Origin of the sequence: Clavibacter sp. VKM Ac-2873 (genome assembly GCF_015351075.1) — a bacterium.
Classification (GTDB): domain Bacteria; phylum Actinomycetota; class Actinomycetes; order Actinomycetales; family Microbacteriaceae; genus Clavibacter.
Genome location: NZ_JADKRS010000001.1, coordinates 437,976 through 452,970, shown reverse-complemented (window position 1 = coordinate 452,970; position 14,995 = coordinate 437,976). Strand labels below are relative to the sequence as shown.

The window sequence follows — 14,995 nt, the reverse complement described above, 5'->3', positions numbered from 1 at the left end:
GGCCCGCGACGCGGCTGCCGGGGTCGTCGTGCGTCCGGCAGGGGTGCGTGCGTGCGTGCCTCCGACGTCCTCGGCGGCCCGACTCGCCGGCTCAGGCCCAGCCGAGCTCGTGCAGCCGGTCGTCGTCGATGCCGTGGAAGTGCGCGATCTCGTGCACGAGCGTGACGTGCACGAGGTCACGCAGCGCGTCCATGTCCTCGGCCTCGTGCAGGTGCGGCTCGCGGTAGACGACGATGCGGTCCGGCATCTCGCCGAAGCCGTACTGCCCGCGCTCGGTCATGGCGACGCCGTCGTAGAGGCCCAGCAGGTCGAGCGAGCCGTCCTCCGGCCGGTCCTCGACCACGAACACGACGTTCTCGAGGCCGTCCACCATCTCATCCGGCAGGTCGTCGAGCTCGTCGACCACCAGCTCCTCGAACTCGTCGGGATCGCAGTGCAGCATGCTCCCACCCTCCCACGCGCGCGTCGGCGGGAGCCGGCCGCGGTGACCGTCCGGCGAGGGAGACGACGGAAGGGCCGGGACCCTCTCGGATCCCGGCCCTTCCCGGTGGGGTGGACGACGGGGCTCGAACCCGCGACTTCCGGCTCCACAAGCCAGCGCTCTGCCAACTGAGCTACGCCCACCATGCGGCCGATCCCGCTCTCGCGGACGGCCATGAATGAGGATACTACAGCCGCGGTGCCCACGCGGACGTCACGTCCGCGGAGATGGCCTGCACGTCCTCGGTGGCGGGCCCGGGCGCCGGCACGAAGGCGGCGCGGCGGTAGTACTCGAGCTCGCGGATCGACTCGAGGATGTCCGCGAGGGCGCGGTGGCCGCCGTTCTTCGCGGGGGAGTTGAAGTAGATCCGGGGGAACCACTCCTTGGCGAGCACCTTGATGGAGGAGACGTCGACGCTGCGGTAGTGCAGGTGCGCGTCCACGCGGGGCATGTACTTCGCGAGGAACGCCCGGTCGGTGCCGATGGTGTTGCCGGCGATGGGGGCCTTGCCGCCGTTCGGCACGTGCTGCAGCAGGTACTCGAGGACCGCGAACTCGGCGTCGGCGAGGCTGACGCCCGCGGGGATCTCGTCGAGCAGCCCCGAGGAGCGGTGCATGTCGGTGACGAACTCGCCCATGTTGGCGAGCGCAGCGGGGTCGGGGTTGATCACGATCGTGAAGCCGTCGTCGACGGGCACGAGGTCGAAGTCCGTGACGACCACGGCGACCTCCACCAGCTCGTCGATCGCGAGGTCCAGCCCCGTCATCTCGCAATCGATCCACACCAGCCGGTCCGCGTTGTTGCCCATCCCCCGATCCTATCGGCGGGCCCGGACCGCCCCGACGCGCCGCCTACCATGGGGGAGTGATCACCCTCCTCGCCGTCCTCCTCATCGTCAACGGCGTCTGGAACGCCGTCGTGTGGCCGCAGTTCCTGAAGCGCGTCGCGAAGGACCCCCGCGCTCGTGCCGCCGACGGATCGCGCACCGCGTTCTTCACCGTGCACCTCGTGCTGGTCTCGGTCTCGCTGCTCCTCGCCCTCGTCTCGATCATCGCCGCCGTCGCGGCCTTCGTCTCCTGAGCCCCGCAGAGGTCCCGCCCGCGGCCGACGCCGCCCCCGCGGGATCCGCGGGCGTGCACGTCGTCATGTTCTCGTCCCTCTTCTGCATGCCGTGCCAGGCGACCCGGCGCACGCTCCAGGAGGTGCAGCGGCTCCTGCCCTGGCTCCCGGTCGAGGAGCTCGACGTCGCGGCGCACCCGGAGACCGCCGAGGCGGAGCGCATCCGGTCGACGCCCACGATCCTCGTGCGCGCCGGGGATCGCGAGGTGCTCCGCGCGGAGGGCGTGCCGACCGCGCCGCAGGTGCTGCAGGCGGTCGTGCGCGCCATGGACGGGACGACCTCCGCCGCTCCCGTCGACGCCCCGGGGCGCCCGGATCCCGCGTAGTACCCTCGTCACGACCCCCTGTAGCTCAATGGATAGAGCATCGGCCTTCTAATCCGACGGTTGCGCGTTCGAGTCGCGCCGGGGGGACCGACTGTCGGAAGCGCCGGATCGGCCGTAGATTTGGGCGCATGCGCGACATCCAGTCTCAGATCATCGCCGCCCTCGAGGTGCGCCCGACCATCGTTCCCGCCGACGAGGTCCGCAAGCGCGTCGACTTCCTCAAGGCCTACCTGCGGTCCACCGGCGCGGAGGGCTTCGTCCTCGGCGTGAGCGGCGGGCAGGACTCCTCCCTCGCCGGTCGCCTCGCGCAGCTCGCGGTCGAGGAGCTGGCCGCGGAGGGCCTCCTCGCGGAGTTCATCGCCGTGCGCCTCCCGTACGGCGTGCAGGCCGACGAGGAGGACGCGCAGCTGGCGCTCTCCTTCATCCAGCCGAAGTCGAGCGTGGTGTTCGACATCAAGCGCGCCGTGGACGGCTTCCAGGCGGAGTACGCCGATGCGGCCGGGCACGCGATGACGGACTTCACCAAGGGCAACGTCAAGGCGCGCTCGCGCATGGTCGCCCAGTACGCGCTGGCCGGGCAGGCCCGCCTGCTGGTGATCGGCACGGACCACGCGGCGGAGGCGGTCACGGGGTTCTTCACGAAGTACGGCGACGGCGGGGCGGACGTGCTCCCCCTCACCGGCCTCACCAAGCGCCAGGGCCGGGCGCTGCTCGAGCACCTCGACGCGCCGGAGCGGCTCTACCTCAAGGCCCCCACGGCGGATCTCCTGGACGACACCCCCGGGCAGACCGACGAGGCGAACCTGGGCCTCACCTACGCCGACATCGACGACTTCCTCGAGGGCCGCGACGTCGACGACGAGGTGGCCGAGGCGATCGAGGCGCGCTATCAGAGCACCGAGCACAAGCGGCGGGTGCCCGCCAGCATGTTCGACGACTGGTGGAAGTGAGCCGCCTCTGACCGGAGGCGACGGCTCCTGCCCGACGCACGACGCCCCGCACCTCGATCGAGGTGCGGGGCGTCGTCATGTGACGCGCGTGGCGGTCAGCGGCGTTCGGCCTCCGCGGTGCGCGAGTTCGCGGCCGACGACGAGGGGACGGGCGGGCTGTACTGCTCGTCGGGGGACTCGACCCGGCGCTCGGCGGTGGGCTGGTCGTCGGATCCGCTGCGCCAGGGCACCGGGACGGGAGCGACGGCGGTCGGCTCGGACTGCCGGGCCGCGGGCCGGGATGCGTCGGCCGCATCGGTGACCGGCTGGTCGTCCTCGAACTGCCAGCGGGAGATGTCGCCCTGGAAGATCTTGCGGGCGCGACCGGGGTGGTGCTGCCACTCGACCATGCGGTCGCGGAACTCGGCGAGCTGCGCGTCGAACTGGAAGCCGAAGCTGCCGCTGCCGCGCTTGAACTCGGAGATCTCGTGCGCGGCCCAGGTGGCGGCCGTGGCCGCGCCCTTGACCGGCAGGAGGCGGATGCGGATGTCGGCCTCTCCCGCGGCGCGGTCGGCGAGCACGCGCTCCTGCGCCGTGAGGCCGTCCCACACGGAAGCCTGGCGCGCGGCGTCCACCAGCACGCCGATGGCGGCGGCCTTGACCTCGCGGTCGTGCCGCGTGAGGATCCGCTGCGTGGCACCGCGCGCGATGACGGCGGCGAGCACGCCGGCCACCACGATGGCGACGAAGGGGACGACGACGCCGGAGAGGAGCTGCGTGCCCCGCTCGGACGCGAGGGCATCGAGGAGATCATTCCACCACTGCATGCGGCGACCGTACCCCGGGGCCCGGGCCCGATCCGGGAGGCCGGGCGGGCGCGTCGCCGCACCCGGTCATGGGCGGCTGCCGCTCAGAACCGCAGGCAGTCGACCGCGTCCTGCAGCGACCAGAAGTCGCCGAGGGGGAGGAACCCCTGCGCGTCCCTGCGGAGCCGCTTCGCGCGGAAGCGCTCGCCCTGCGGCTCGTGCATGCGCTCCACGTAGCCGAGCACGCCGCCGTCCGGCCGCGTGACCCGCAGGAGCCCGTCGTGCAGCTCGCGCACCTGGGCCGCCGAGCGCGCCAGGGGGGTGTAGGTGATGCTGGGCATGGTGTCCTCCGTCCGCGTGCCGCCGGCCCGGCGGTGTCTCGATGTCCCCGAAGCTACGGGGGACCACCGACATCGCGGCCGGCAGGAATGGGCGGCATCCGATGACGGTTCCCCTCCTTGTCGACCACCGCGGACCTCGCGCGCATCGACGGGAAGTAGGTTCATCTCTCATGCAGACATTCATCCTCGCCGGCGGCTGCTTCTGGTGCCTCGATGCGGTCTACCGCACGCTCGACGGCGTCCAGGACGTCATCTCCGGATACATCGGCGGTCACACCGCCCACCCCTCCTACGACGCCGTGTGCACGGGCGCGACCGGGCACGCCGAGGCGGTGAAGGTGGTCTTCGACGAGGAGGTCATCCCGGCCGACGTCATCCTCGACGTGTTCTTCACGCTGCACGACCCGCGTCAGCTCAACCGCCAGGGCGCCGACGTCGGCACCCAGTACCGCTCGGCCATGTTCCCCGCGGATGCCGCGCAGGAGCAGCTGTTCCGGGACGCGATCGCGCGCGCAGGCGATCTCTGGGACGGCACCGCCGTCACCACCATCGAGCCGGTCGGCACCTGGTACGACGCGGAGGAGTACCACCAGGACTTCTTCGCCAAGAACCCGGGACAGGGCTACTGCAACGCGGTCGCCGTGCCCAAGGTCAACAAGGTGCGGAAGTCGTTCGCGCAGTACGTGCGCGCCGCCTGATCCACACCGGTCCCGACGCCCCGCGGCCTGTACGGCCGCGGGGCGTCGGCGTACCATCGGCGTGTCCGGGCGACGGAGCCCGGGGAGGAGAGACGACGACGATGTCGATGACCACCAGCACGACCAGGACCGGACTCCCGCGCACCGCGGGCAAGACCTGGGTGGCCTTCGGGGCCACGGGGGCGCTCGCCTCCATCCACTCGCACGAGGACGGCTACGAGGTGCGGGCGCTGCACCGCGGCGTCGTCACCGGCACGTACCCCACCCTGGAGATCGCGAAGGCCGCGCTCCGAGCCGGCCACGACGACCTCCGCATCGCGGAGCACTGACCCGGCCGTCCCTCCCCAGGCGCCCAGGCGCCGTGTCGCGCGCCGGAATCGCCCGTCGCTCCGGTGCGGCGCGTCCGATGACCCACCCTGGGCCCGCGACCGCGTGGTCGCGGGAGGGGCGGCCAGGTGGGCGACGGGTGCGGGGGTCGCGAGGGCGACCGGTGCGAGCGCGGGCTGCGCGTCGCGGTGCGGGGCGTCGTCGCGCGGCGGCCGCGGGGCATCCGCACGGTCGAGGGGTGGGAGGTCGCGAGCGTCGTCCTCGGAGCGGACACGGCGCATCGCCCGCATGGTTCTGCCGTCCTCGTGGTGTGCGCGGGGACCGGGGCGGCCGCCGTGATGACGCGCCTGCCGGTGGGGGAGGAGGTGATCGTCCTCGGGCGCCTGGTCGTACGTCGCGCCGCCCGCCCGGAGGACGACGCGATGGAGCTCGCGGCCGACGCGGTGCTCGCCCGACGCGGTGCTCGCCCGACGCGGGCCACCAGCCGTCTCCACGCTGGCGGAGCCTAGGATCGCACCATGAGCGGATCCCCCCGGTGGCTCGAGCCGGACCAGCAGCGCGCCTGGCGGACCGTCATCGTCGCGCTGAACCACGTCAGCGAGCGCATCGAACGGCAGCTCCTCCGCGACTCGGCGATGCCGCACGCCTACTACATGATCCTCGTCCGCCTGTCGGAGGCCGAGGACGGGGCGCTCCCCATGAGCGTCCTCGCCCGGGCGCTGCAGGCGTCGGCGAGCCGCACCTCGCACGCGGTCACCCGCCTGGAGCAGCTGGGCTGGGTCCGCCGGTCGCGGTCGCCGCACGATGGCAGGAGCCTCCTCGCGGAGCTCACCGACGAGGGCCGGGCGACCCTCCAGGCGGCGGCCCCCGGCCACGCCGATGAGGTGCTCCGCTCGGTGTTCGACCCGCTGACCGTCGACCAGACGGCGCAGCTCGAGGCCATCGCGCGGGATATCCTCGCCAACATGAGCGCATCCTCCCTCGACGACGGCCGGGGGAGCGCCCGAGGCGACGACCTCGCCATCCCTCCCGCACCCGCACCCGACGCCGCCGCAGCCCGCGCGGACGAGTCCGCCGCATGATCCGCGCCCGCCTCGCCCTCCTGGCGCCTGCGCTCGTCGGGGCGCTGCTCCTCTCGGCGTGCACGCAGTCGCCCGCCGCGCCGGAGCCGACCCCGACCGCCGTCGCGGACAGCGGCGATCCCGGTGCCGCATCAGCCGCGCCGACCGTCGCGCCCCTCGATCCGGACGGCACCGCCGAGGCCGCCCTCCCCGTGTTCGAGGCGACGGCGGGCGGGGTCGTCGCCGCGGACGCGAACGCGCAGGGCCGCGCCCTCGTGGACGCGCTCGTGGCCGCCGGATTCCCCAAGGACCGCATGGAGGTCACCGCGGACGCCACGCCGCTGGGCAACGCCGTCGACTCGATCCTCGTCTCCGTCCACATGCCGGACGCCTGCCTCGTGGGGCAGCGCGCCCGGGACGGGTTCAGCGCGCAGGTCGAGCCCGCGCTGTCGTCCGGTCGCTGCCTCGTCGGCCAGACCCGCCCGATCGACTGGTGACCGCCGTGCCGCCGCACCCGCGCGCGGCATCCGGCACCCGCGGCACTGAATAGACTCGTGCCCATGGCTGAATACATCTACTCGATGGTCCGCGCCCGGAAGTCGGTCGGCGACAAGCTGATCCTCGACGACGTCACCATGTCGTTCATCCCCGGCGCGAAGATCGGCGTCGTCGGGCCGAACGGCGCGGGCAAGTCGACGATCCTGAAGATCATGGCGGGCCTCGACACCCCCAGCAACGGCGAGGCCAAGCTCTCGCCCGGCTACTCCGTCGGCATCCTCATGCAGGAGCCCGAGCTCGACGAGTCGAAGACCGTCCTCGAGAACGTGCAGGAGGGCGTCGGGCCGCTCAAGGCGCAGGTCGACCGCTACAACGAGATCGCCGCGGCCATGGCCGAGCCGGACGCCGACTTCGACACGCTGCTCGCCGAGATGGGCACGCTCCAGGAGGCCATCGACGCCGCCGACGGCTGGGAGCTCGACTCCCAGCTCGAGCAGGCGATGGACGCGCTCCGCACCCCGCCGGGCGACGCATCGGTCGCGAACCTCTCGGGCGGGGAGAAGCGCCGCGTCGCGCTCTGCAAGCTCCTGCTCCAGAAGCCCGACCTGCTGCTCCTCGACGAGCCCACGAACCACCTCGACGCCGAGAGCGTGCTCTGGCTCGAGCAGCACCTCTCCAAGTACCCGGGCGCCGTCCTCGCCGTGACCCACGACCGGTACTTCCTCGACCACGTGGCCGAGTGGATCGCCGAGGTCGACCGCGGGCGCCTCTACCCGTACGAAGGCAACTACTCGACCTACCTCGAGAAGAAGCAGGAGCGCCTCAGCGTCCAGGGCAAGAAGGACGCCAAGCTCTCCAAGCGCCTCGCCGAGGAGCTCGACTGGGTGCGCAGCAACGCGAAGGGCCGCCAGGCCAAGTCCAAGGCGCGCCTCGCGCGCTACGAGGAGATGGTGACCGAGGCGGAGCGCACGAGGAAGCTGGACTTCGAGGAGATCCAGATCCCGGTGGGCCCGCGTCTCGGCTCGCAGGTCATCGACGCGAACAAGCTGCACAAGCAGTTCGGCGAGCGCGTCCTCATCGACGACCTCTCGTTCACGCTGCCGCGCAACGGCATCGTCGGCGTCATCGGCCCGAACGGCGTCGGCAAGACCACGCTCTTCAAGACCATCGTCGGCCTCGAGCCGCTCGACTCCGGCGAGCTGAAGGTCGGCGACACGGTCGACATCTCGTACGTCGACCAGAGCCGCGGGGGCATCGACCCCGAGAAGTCGCTCTTCGAGGTCGTCTCCGATGGCCAGGACTACATCCAGGTCGGCAAGCAGGAGGTGCCCGCGCGCGCCTACGTGTCCACCTTCGGGTTCAAGGGGCCGGACCAGCAGAAGAAGGCCGGCATCCTCTCCGGCGGCGAGCGCAACCGCCTGAACCTCGCGCTGACGCTCAAGCAGGGCGGCAACCTCCTGCTGCTCGACGAGCCCACCAACGACCTGGACGTCGAGACGCTCGGCAGCCTCGAGAACGCGCTCCTCGAGTTCCCCGGCTGCGCCGTGGTCATCACCCACGACCGGTGGTTCCTCGACCGGATCGCGACCCACATCCTGTCCTACGAGGGCACGGACGAGGATCCCGCGAACTGGTACTGGTTCGAGGGCAACTTCGAGTCGTACGAGCAGAACAAGATCGAGCGCCTGGGCGCGGACGCCGCGAAGCCCCACCGCTCCGCGTACCGCAAGCTGACGCGCGACTGAGGCTGCCGCCATGACCCGGATCCACGTCCCCATCCACCTCAGGTGGGCCGACCTGGACGCCTACAACCACGTCAACAACGTGGAGGTGGTGCGCCTCCTCGAGGAGGCCCGCGTCCGCGCCTTCTGGCTCACCGAGCCGGGCGGTGGGGACGCGGATCCCGGTCTCGCGCTCATCGACGCGTCCGCGGGTGCACCGACTCTCACGATGATCGCGCGCCAGGAGATCGAGTACCTGCTGCCCATCTCCTACGGCAGGCAGCCGCTCGACGTGCAGGTGTGGCTGGGGCGGCTCGGCGGCTCCAGCTTCGAGGCGTGCTACGAGGTGCGGTCGCCCGCGGGCGCGGAGCCCCAGGTCCTCTACGCGCGCGCCTCGACCACGATCGTGCTCGTCGACGCGGCGAGCGGTCGGCCACGGCGCATCAGCGACGAGGAACGCACCGAGTGGTCCGCGCTCATGGAGGAGCCGGTGGCCCTGGGGCGTCGCGGCTGACGCCTCGAGGTCGCGGCGTCGCGCGACGCGGACTCAGGCCCGTGCGTCCGCCGGGACCCGGACCATGCCCTCCTGGGCGACGCTCGCGAGCAGCACGCCGTCGCGCGAGTAGATGCGACCGAGCGACAGCCCGCGGCCCCCTTGCGCGCTCGTCGACTCCTGCACGTACAGCATCCACTCGTCGGCGCGGCCGAAGCGGTGGAACCACATCGCGTGGTCGAGGCTGGCGGCCTTGATGCCGGGCGTGGCCCAGGAGAGCCCGTGCCTGCGGTAGATGGACTCGAGGATCGAGTAGTCGCTCGCGTAGGCGAGGGAGGCCAGGTGCACGGCCGGGTCGTCGGGGAGGCGGCCGATGGCGCGGATCCACACCGCCTGATGCGCGACCCGCTCGGGCGCGGCGCCGAAGTAGACCGGCTGCTCGACGTGGCGCATGTCGAAGGGGCGGTCGTTGGCCCAGTGCGCGGCCACCGGGTGGTCGATGCGGGACAGCACGTCCCGCGCGCTCGGCAGCGACTCCGGCTCGGGGATGCCCTCGGGCATGGGCGCCTGGTGCTCGAGGCCCTCGTCCGCGTCCTGGAACGACGCGATCATCGAGAGGATCGGCCGTCCGTCCTGGTACGCCTGCGTCCGGCGGGTCGAGAACGAGCGGCCGTCGTGGATCCGGTCGACCGAGAAGGTGATGGGCTTCGTGACGTCGCCGGGACGCAGGAAGTAACCGTGCATGCTGTGCGGGCGACGGTCGGCGTCGGTGGCGCGCATGGCCGCCACGAGGGACTGCGCGAGCACCTGACCGCCGAAGACGCGGCCCATCGGCATCCACTGCGACGGGCCCGTGGAGATGTCCTCGCTCGTGCGCGCACCCGTGTCGGTGAGGTCGAGGGCCGTGAGGAGGCCGGCGAGCGGCCCGTCGTCCGGGATGTCGGATGCGTGGTCGATCATGGGTCCTCCGCGTCGCGGGCCGGTCTCGGGTGGCCGGGCGCCCGGCGGATCGCGCGGGCGCATCCAGTAGCTTAGACACGCCATGACGCCCTCCTTCGCCCTCCGGGACGCCCTCGCCCTCGGCGATCTGCAGACCTTCCTCGGGCGCTCCGCCCGCGTCGACGACGGGGCCGTGCGCCTCATCGGATCCGGCGGCGTCCTCGCCGTCTACACCTCCGTCCTGCAGCCCGCCGGCCTCCTCGACCGGTCGCCCACCGTGCTCGGGCTCCGCACGTTCGCCGCGGAGACGCAGGCGCCCGTCGACAGCGTCGTGCCGATCCGCGCCCTCCTCGACCGGCTCGCGCGCCTCGAGGGACCGGCGACCGGATCCCCGGGCGAACCCGTCGGCGTGCTCGTGCCGCCGGACACCGCCACGGCGCCGTGGGCCGGCATCTCGCCTCCTCGGGCCGGATGGGAGCGAGCGGCGGACGTCGCCGCGTCCACCCTCCGCGCTGCGGCGCGCGCGGGGATCGACGAGGTGGCCGCCGCCGTGCCGTCGGGCATCGGCGAGCAGATCGTCTCCCGCGTGCGCGGCGAGGTCTGGGGCCGCGCCGTGGAGGGAGCGCCCGACGTGGTCGCGGGTGGGGCCTTCGCGGCCTACAGCCTCGGGTTCCTCGGGCCGGATCCCGCCCCCGACGCGGAGCGGGACGACGAGGAGGCTCCGGTCGCCGTCTTCCGCGCCGGACCCTGGACGCGCCTCACCACGACGCGCGGCCACGTCCTGGTGCGGCGCCTCTAGCGCGTCCCCATCCGCGTCGGCGGCAGGCCACCGTGCCGCCGCCGCCCGTCAGGACTCGTCGAACGTGTTGACCATCGCGTGGGCGGCGCGCTCGAGGTAGTCCCAGAGCTGCGCCTCGTGCATCGGCGACAGGTCCAGCGAGTCGACGGCCACGCGCATGTGCGCGAGCCAGCGGTCGCGCGCGTCGGGGTTGACGCGGAACGGCATGTGCCGCATCCGCAGCCGGGGGTGGCCGCGCTCGTCGCTGTAGGTCGTGGGGCCGCCCCAGTACTGCTCGAGGAAGCCGGTGAGACGCTGGATCGCGCCCTCGAGGTCCTCCTCCGGGTACATCGCGACGAGCACGGGGTCCTCGGCGACGCCCCGGTAGAACTCGCGGACGAGCCTCTCGAACGTGGGGCGGCCGCCGACGTCGTCGTAGAACGAGCTCGCGAGCAGGTCGGCCATCAGGATCCCTCGGGCGGCGTCGCGGGCTTCCGGGGCTGGCGCGGCGCGCGGGGCGGCTTGGGGGGAGCGGCGTCCTCGGCTGCGGCCTCCACGTCGGCGTCGTCCTCCGGCCGCGCCGCGGCCGCCGGGTCCTCGGGGAGGACGGTCCAGGTCGCGGTGACCTCGTCCTCGTCCGGCTCCCGCGCCGGCGCCGGGTCCTGCGCGGGGATCATCTGCGTCGATCGCGGGTCGGGACGGGAGCCGGCCGCGCCGCGGACGACGGGGGACGCGGATCCGGCCGCCGGGGACCCGGGCTGCCGCTGCGCGACCTTCCGGGCGGCGCGCTTGCGGGGAGCCGGCTGCTCGGGCTGCTGCACGGGCGTGGACGCGGTGCGCGGGGGGTGCGCGCCGCCGACGCTCGCCGCGCTGTCGAAGCCCGTGAGCACCACGGCGGTGAGCGACGGCAGGGTGACGCCCATGGCATCGAGGGCCGCCTTGAGCCGGCCGCGGAGCTCGCGGGAGACGTCGTCGCGCGCGTTGCTGCGCGTCTTGACGACCACGCGGATCACGACGGCGGACTCGGAGATCGACTCGATGCCCCAGAGCTCGGGCTTCTCGACGATGCGGGAGCGCCACTTCGGGGTGGACGCGAGCTCCGTCGCGGTGGCGAGCATGCGCTCCTGCACGGCCTGCACGTCGGCGTCGTAGGGGACGGCGAGGTCGATGACCACGCGCGCCCAGCCCTGCGACATGTTGCCGACGCGGAGGATCTCGCCGTTGCGGACGAACCAGAGCGTGCCGTTGACGTCGCGGAGGGTGGTGATGCGGATGCCGACGGTCTCGACGACGCCCGTCGCGGGGCCCACGTCGACGACGTCGCCGACGCCGAGCTGGTCCTCCACGACCATGAACAGGCCGTTGAGGATGTCCTTGACGATGTTCTGCGCGCCGAAGCCGAGGCCGGCGCCGAGGGCGGCGGTGAGGAGGGCGAGGGAGCTGAGGATGTCCGGGTTGACCGCGGTGATGGCGAGCGACAGCGCGATGACGACGATGACGACCGTCGTGATGTTGCTGAGGACGCTGCCGAGCGTCCGGGTGCGCTGCACGACGCGGACGGCCGTCAGCGGAGACGCCTGGATCGACTGCGTGTCGTCGACGTTCTGCCGCTTCTTCACGCCCGAGACGATCTGGTCGACCGTGTTGCGGATCACCACGAGGAGGATCCAGCGGGCGATGAACGCGCCGACGACGATCGAGACGACCTGGATCAGCACGCCCCACGTGGAGAAGAACGACCCGTCGCCGCAGCACACCATGCTCAGGTCCATCGCGACGCGCTTCCGAGGGGGATGAGGAGAGGGGAGGTCATCCGGCCGAGTGTACCGGCGGCCTCCCCGGCCGGCCCTGGGTCCGTGCGCAGGTGCGGCCGGAGGGACGACGAGGGGGACGGCCGCGTGCGCGACCGTCCCCCTCGGATGGGGCGATGGTGCCTACTCGGCGTCCTTCGCCTGCGCGCGGAGCGCCCGCTCGACGCCCGACAGCAGCTCGCTGACGAGACGGCGGAGCGCCGGCGGCTCGGGGTTCGCGTCGAGCCAGGCGACGGTCGCGTCGCGCAGCTCCTCGTCGGCGAGCGGCGACGGGTAGAAGCCGCCGATGAGCGCCGCGGCGATCGCGTAGCTGCGCGACTCCCACACGCCCTGCAGCGCGTCGAAGTAGGCGCCCACGTACGGCCGCAGCAGCTCGGTGTCCGCCGCGCGGCGGAAGCCGAGCCCCGTCGTGCGCACGATCGTGTTCGGCGCGGTGTCGGCCTCCCACACCGACGCCCACGCCGCCCGCTTGCCCTCGGCCGTCGGCAGCGCCGCGCGCGCCTGCGCCGCGGACTGCGCGCCCGTGGCCGTGCGGTCGGCCGCGAGGGCCTGGTCGATCTCGGCGGTGCCGGCGCGACCGCCCGCGACGAGCGCGGTCAGCAGCTCCCAGCGGAGGTCCGCGTCGATCTCGACGCCCTCGAGCGTCTCGGTGCCGTCGAGGAGCGCCTGCACGTGATCCAGCTGGGCCGGCTCCTGGGCGACCTGCGCGAAGGTGCGCAGGAACTGGAACTGGTTGTCGGATCCGGGCGCCGCCTGCGCGGTGAGCGCCCACAGCTCGGATGCGACCGTCGCCAGCAGCTCGTCGCGGTGGTCGGGCGCCGAGTACGACGACGCGGCGACCGTGAGCTGCCCGAGCGCGTAGCGGAGCGCGGTCGACTCGTCCTCGGTCGCGACGTTGTCGAGCACGAGCCGCGCGTAGTCGCGGGCGCGGATCTCGCCGTCGCGCGTCGCGTCCCACACGGAGGCGAAGACGAGCGAGCGGGCGAGCGAGTCCTCGAACGCGGCGAGGTGGCGCATCGCGACCTCGAGCGACGCGGGATCCAGGCGGATCTTCGCGTAGGTGAGGTCGTCGTCGTTCAGCAGCACGAGGGCAGGGCGCTGGCGGCCGACGAGCTCGGCGACCTCGGTCCGGTCGCCGTCGACGTCGAGCTCGACGCGCTCGGTGCGGACGAGGTGCGCGTCCCGCAGCTCGTAGAAGCCGATGGCCAGGCGGTGCGGGCGGAGCGTGGGGTAGTCCGCCGCCGCCTCCTGCAGCACGGCGAACGACGTGATGACGCCGTCCTCGTCGGTCTCGATCTCGGGGCGCAGCGTGTTGACGCCGGAGGTCTTCAGCCACAGGTCGGTCCAGCGCTCGAGGTCGCGGCCGCTCGTGCCCTCGAGCTCCGTGGTGAAGTCGCGGAGCGTCGAGTTGCCGAACGCGTGGCGCTGGAAGTACGCGGCGACGCCCGCCAGGAACTCGTCCTGGCCGACGTAGGCGACGAGCTGGCGGAGCACCGACGCGCCCTTGGCGTACGTGATGCCGTCGAAGTTGACCTGCACGTCCTCCAGGTCGTTGATGGTCGCGTAGACGGGGTGCGTGCTCGGCAGCTGGTCCTGGTTGTAGGCCCAGGACTTCTCGCCGGCGTTGAACGTAGTCCAGGCGCCGGTCCACTCGGTGCCCTCGGCGGTCGCCAGGGTCGAGATGTAGGTCGCGAAGGACTCGTTCAGCCACAGGTCGTCCCACCACTTCATGGTGACCAGGTCGCCGAACCACATGTGCGCGAGCTCGTGCAGGATCGTCGTGACCCGGCGCTCCTTCACCGCGTCCGTGACCTTCGAGCGGAAGACGTAGCTCTCCACGAACGTGACGGCGCCGGCGTTCTCCATCGCGCCCGCGTTGAACTCGGGGACGAAGAGCTGGTCGTACTTGGGGAACGGGTACGGGTACGCGAAGCGCTCCTCGTAGAACGCGAAGCCCTCGCGGGTCTTCTCGAAGACGTAGTCGGCGTCGAGGTGCTCCATGAGCGACTTGCGGGCGAAGACGCCGAGCGGGATCGTGCGGCCGTCGCTCGAGGTGAGCTCGCTGCGGACGACGCCGTAGGGGCCCGCGATGAGCGCCGTGATGTAGCTCGACATGCGGAGCGTCGGCTCGAAGGTCCACGTGGATGCGCCGTCAGCTGCGGCCGTCGGCTCGGGCGTCGGGGAGTTGGACACGACCTCCCAGTGCGACGGCGCGGTGACCGTGAAGCGGAAGACCGCCTTGAGGTCGGGCTGCTCGAACACCGCGAACATGCGGCGGGAGTCGGGCACCTCGAACTGCGAGTACAGGTAGACCTCGTCGTCGACGGGATCCACGAAGCGGTGCAGGCCCTCGCCGGTGTTCGTGTACATGGCGTCGGCGACGACCGTGAGCTCGTTCTCCTGCGCGAGGTCGTCGAGGCGGATGCGGACGCCGTCGCTGACGTCGGCCGGGTCGAGCTCGCGGCCGTTGAGCGTGACCGCGTGCACCGTGCGGTTGATCGCGTCGATGAAGGTGGACGCGCCCGCCGTCGCGGTGAAGCGCACGGTCGTGGTGGATCCGAACACCTCCGCGCCCCGGGTGAGGTCGAGCGTCACGTCGTACTCGGACACGGCGAGGAGCGTGGCGCGCTCCTCGGCCTCGACGCGGGTGAGGTTCTCTCCTGGCAT

The 14,995-nt window shown here is 72.4% G+C and carries 18 protein-coding genes and 2 tRNA genes; 11 read left to right on the top strand and 9 right to left on the bottom strand.

The window, feature by feature from the left end; translation table 11 throughout:
* Window positions 1-91: 91 nt before the first annotated feature.
* From ITJ44_RS02115 to orn, 3 genes are all read right to left on the bottom strand, one after another.
* Entirely contained in the window at window positions 92-442 is a 351-nt protein-coding gene (locus ITJ44_RS02115) for a metallopeptidase family protein (protein ID WP_194633127.1), read from the bottom strand.
* A gap of 106 nt (window positions 443-548) precedes the next feature.
* Window positions 549-624, bottom strand: a tRNA-His gene (locus ITJ44_RS02110).
* A 44-nt stretch (window positions 625-668) separates the two neighbouring features.
* A complete protein-coding gene (orn, locus tag ITJ44_RS02105) occupies window positions 669-1,289 on the bottom strand; it encodes an oligoribonuclease (protein ID WP_094115674.1) in 621 nt (206 codons plus the stop codon).
* A 56-nt stretch (window positions 1,290-1,345) separates the two neighbouring features.
* Between orn and ITJ44_RS02100 the strand changes: the two genes are divergently transcribed.
* From ITJ44_RS02100 to nadE, 4 genes are all read left to right on the top strand, one after another.
* Complete coding sequence (locus ITJ44_RS02100; RefSeq protein WP_194633126.1) at window positions 1,346-1,561, top strand: SCO4848 family membrane protein; 216 nt, start codon at window positions 1,346-1,348, stop codon at window positions 1,559-1,561.
* 53 nt (window positions 1,562-1,614) lie between these two features.
* Window positions 1,615-1,926: a thioredoxin family protein gene (locus ITJ44_RS02095; protein ID WP_194633125.1), complete on the top strand. Its 312-nt coding sequence runs from the start codon at window positions 1,615-1,617 to the stop codon at window positions 1,924-1,926.
* A gap of 14 nt (window positions 1,927-1,940) precedes the next feature.
* Window positions 1,941-2,013: transfer RNA gene (locus ITJ44_RS02090), tRNA-Arg, on the top strand.
* A gap of 41 nt (window positions 2,014-2,054) precedes the next feature.
* Window positions 2,055-2,876, top strand: a complete 822-nt coding sequence (gene nadE, locus ITJ44_RS02085; RefSeq protein WP_194633124.1) for an ammonia-dependent NAD(+) synthetase — start codon at window positions 2,055-2,057, stop codon at window positions 2,874-2,876.
* A 95-nt stretch (window positions 2,877-2,971) separates the two neighbouring features.
* On the opposite strand, the gene ITJ44_RS02080 is transcribed toward nadE, so the two are convergent.
* Window positions 2,972-3,682 (bottom strand): hypothetical protein, encoded by a 711-nt coding sequence (locus ITJ44_RS02080; RefSeq protein WP_194633123.1) that lies wholly within the window; start codon window positions 3,680-3,682, stop codon window positions 2,972-2,974.
* Between the two features lie 83 nt (window positions 3,683-3,765).
* Window positions 3,766-4,002: a hypothetical protein gene (locus ITJ44_RS02075; RefSeq protein WP_194633122.1), complete on the bottom strand. Its 237-nt coding sequence runs from the start codon at window positions 4,000-4,002 to the stop codon at window positions 3,766-3,768.
* A gap of 170 nt (window positions 4,003-4,172) precedes the next feature.
* Between ITJ44_RS02075 and msrA the strand changes: the two genes are divergently transcribed.
* From msrA to ITJ44_RS02045, 6 genes are all read left to right on the top strand, one after another.
* On the top strand, window positions 4,173-4,700 hold the full coding sequence (msrA, locus tag ITJ44_RS02070; protein WP_194633121.1) for a peptide-methionine (S)-S-oxide reductase MsrA: 528 nt from the start codon (window positions 4,173-4,175) through the stop codon (window positions 4,698-4,700).
* 107 nt (window positions 4,701-4,807) lie between these two features.
* Entirely contained in the window at window positions 4,808-5,029 is a 222-nt protein-coding gene (locus ITJ44_RS02065) for a hypothetical protein (RefSeq protein ID WP_228494460.1), read from the top strand.
* Between the two features lie 516 nt (window positions 5,030-5,545).
* Window positions 5,546-6,109: a MarR family winged helix-turn-helix transcriptional regulator gene (locus ITJ44_RS02060; protein ID WP_194633119.1), complete on the top strand. Its 564-nt coding sequence runs from the start codon at window positions 5,546-5,548 to the stop codon at window positions 6,107-6,109.
* Window positions 6,106-6,585: a hypothetical protein gene (locus tag ITJ44_RS02055; RefSeq protein WP_194633118.1), complete on the top strand. Its 480-nt coding sequence runs from the start codon at window positions 6,106-6,108 to the stop codon at window positions 6,583-6,585. The genes ITJ44_RS02060 and ITJ44_RS02055 overlap by 4 nt, the downstream gene beginning before the upstream one ends.
* 63 nt (window positions 6,586-6,648) lie before the next feature.
* Complete coding sequence (ettA, locus tag ITJ44_RS02050; RefSeq protein ID WP_194633117.1) at window positions 6,649-8,331, top strand: energy-dependent translational throttle protein EttA; 1,683 nt, start codon at window positions 6,649-6,651, stop codon at window positions 8,329-8,331.
* 10 nt (window positions 8,332-8,341) lie between these two features.
* Window positions 8,342-8,821, top strand: coding sequence for a thioesterase family protein (locus tag ITJ44_RS02045; protein ID WP_194633116.1), 480 nt, complete (start codon window positions 8,342-8,344; stop codon window positions 8,819-8,821).
* Between the two features lie 33 nt (window positions 8,822-8,854).
* Here the strand turns inward: ITJ44_RS02045 and ITJ44_RS02040 are convergent, their stop codons facing one another.
* Window positions 8,855-9,760 carry an acyl-CoA thioesterase II gene (locus ITJ44_RS02040; protein ID WP_194633115.1) on the bottom strand — a complete coding sequence of 302 codons (906 nt, stop codon included), beginning with the start codon at window positions 9,758-9,760 and terminating at the stop codon, window positions 8,855-8,857.
* Between the two features lie 82 nt (window positions 9,761-9,842).
* On the opposite strand from ITJ44_RS02040, the gene ITJ44_RS02035 reads away from it, so the two are divergent.
* On the top strand, window positions 9,843-10,538 hold the full coding sequence (locus ITJ44_RS02035) for a hypothetical protein (protein WP_194633114.1): 696 nt from the start codon (window positions 9,843-9,845) through the stop codon (window positions 10,536-10,538).
* A 48-nt stretch (window positions 10,539-10,586) separates the two neighbouring features.
* Here ITJ44_RS02035 and ITJ44_RS02030 read toward each other — a convergent pair whose 3' ends face one another.
* The 3 genes from ITJ44_RS02030 to pepN form a co-directional block, all read right to left on the bottom strand.
* Window positions 10,587-10,982, bottom strand: coding sequence for a globin (locus tag ITJ44_RS02030; protein WP_194633113.1), 396 nt, complete (start codon window positions 10,980-10,982; stop codon window positions 10,587-10,589).
* Window positions 10,982-12,289, bottom strand: a complete 1,308-nt coding sequence (locus tag ITJ44_RS02025) for a mechanosensitive ion channel family protein (protein WP_194633112.1) — start codon at window positions 12,287-12,289, stop codon at window positions 10,982-10,984. The genes ITJ44_RS02030 and ITJ44_RS02025 overlap by 1 nt, the downstream gene beginning before the upstream one ends.
* 162 nt (window positions 12,290-12,451) lie before the next feature.
* Window positions 12,452-14,995 carry an aminopeptidase N gene (pepN, locus tag ITJ44_RS02020; protein WP_194633111.1) on the bottom strand — a complete coding sequence of 848 codons (2,544 nt, stop codon included), beginning with the start codon at window positions 14,993-14,995 and terminating at the stop codon, window positions 12,452-12,454.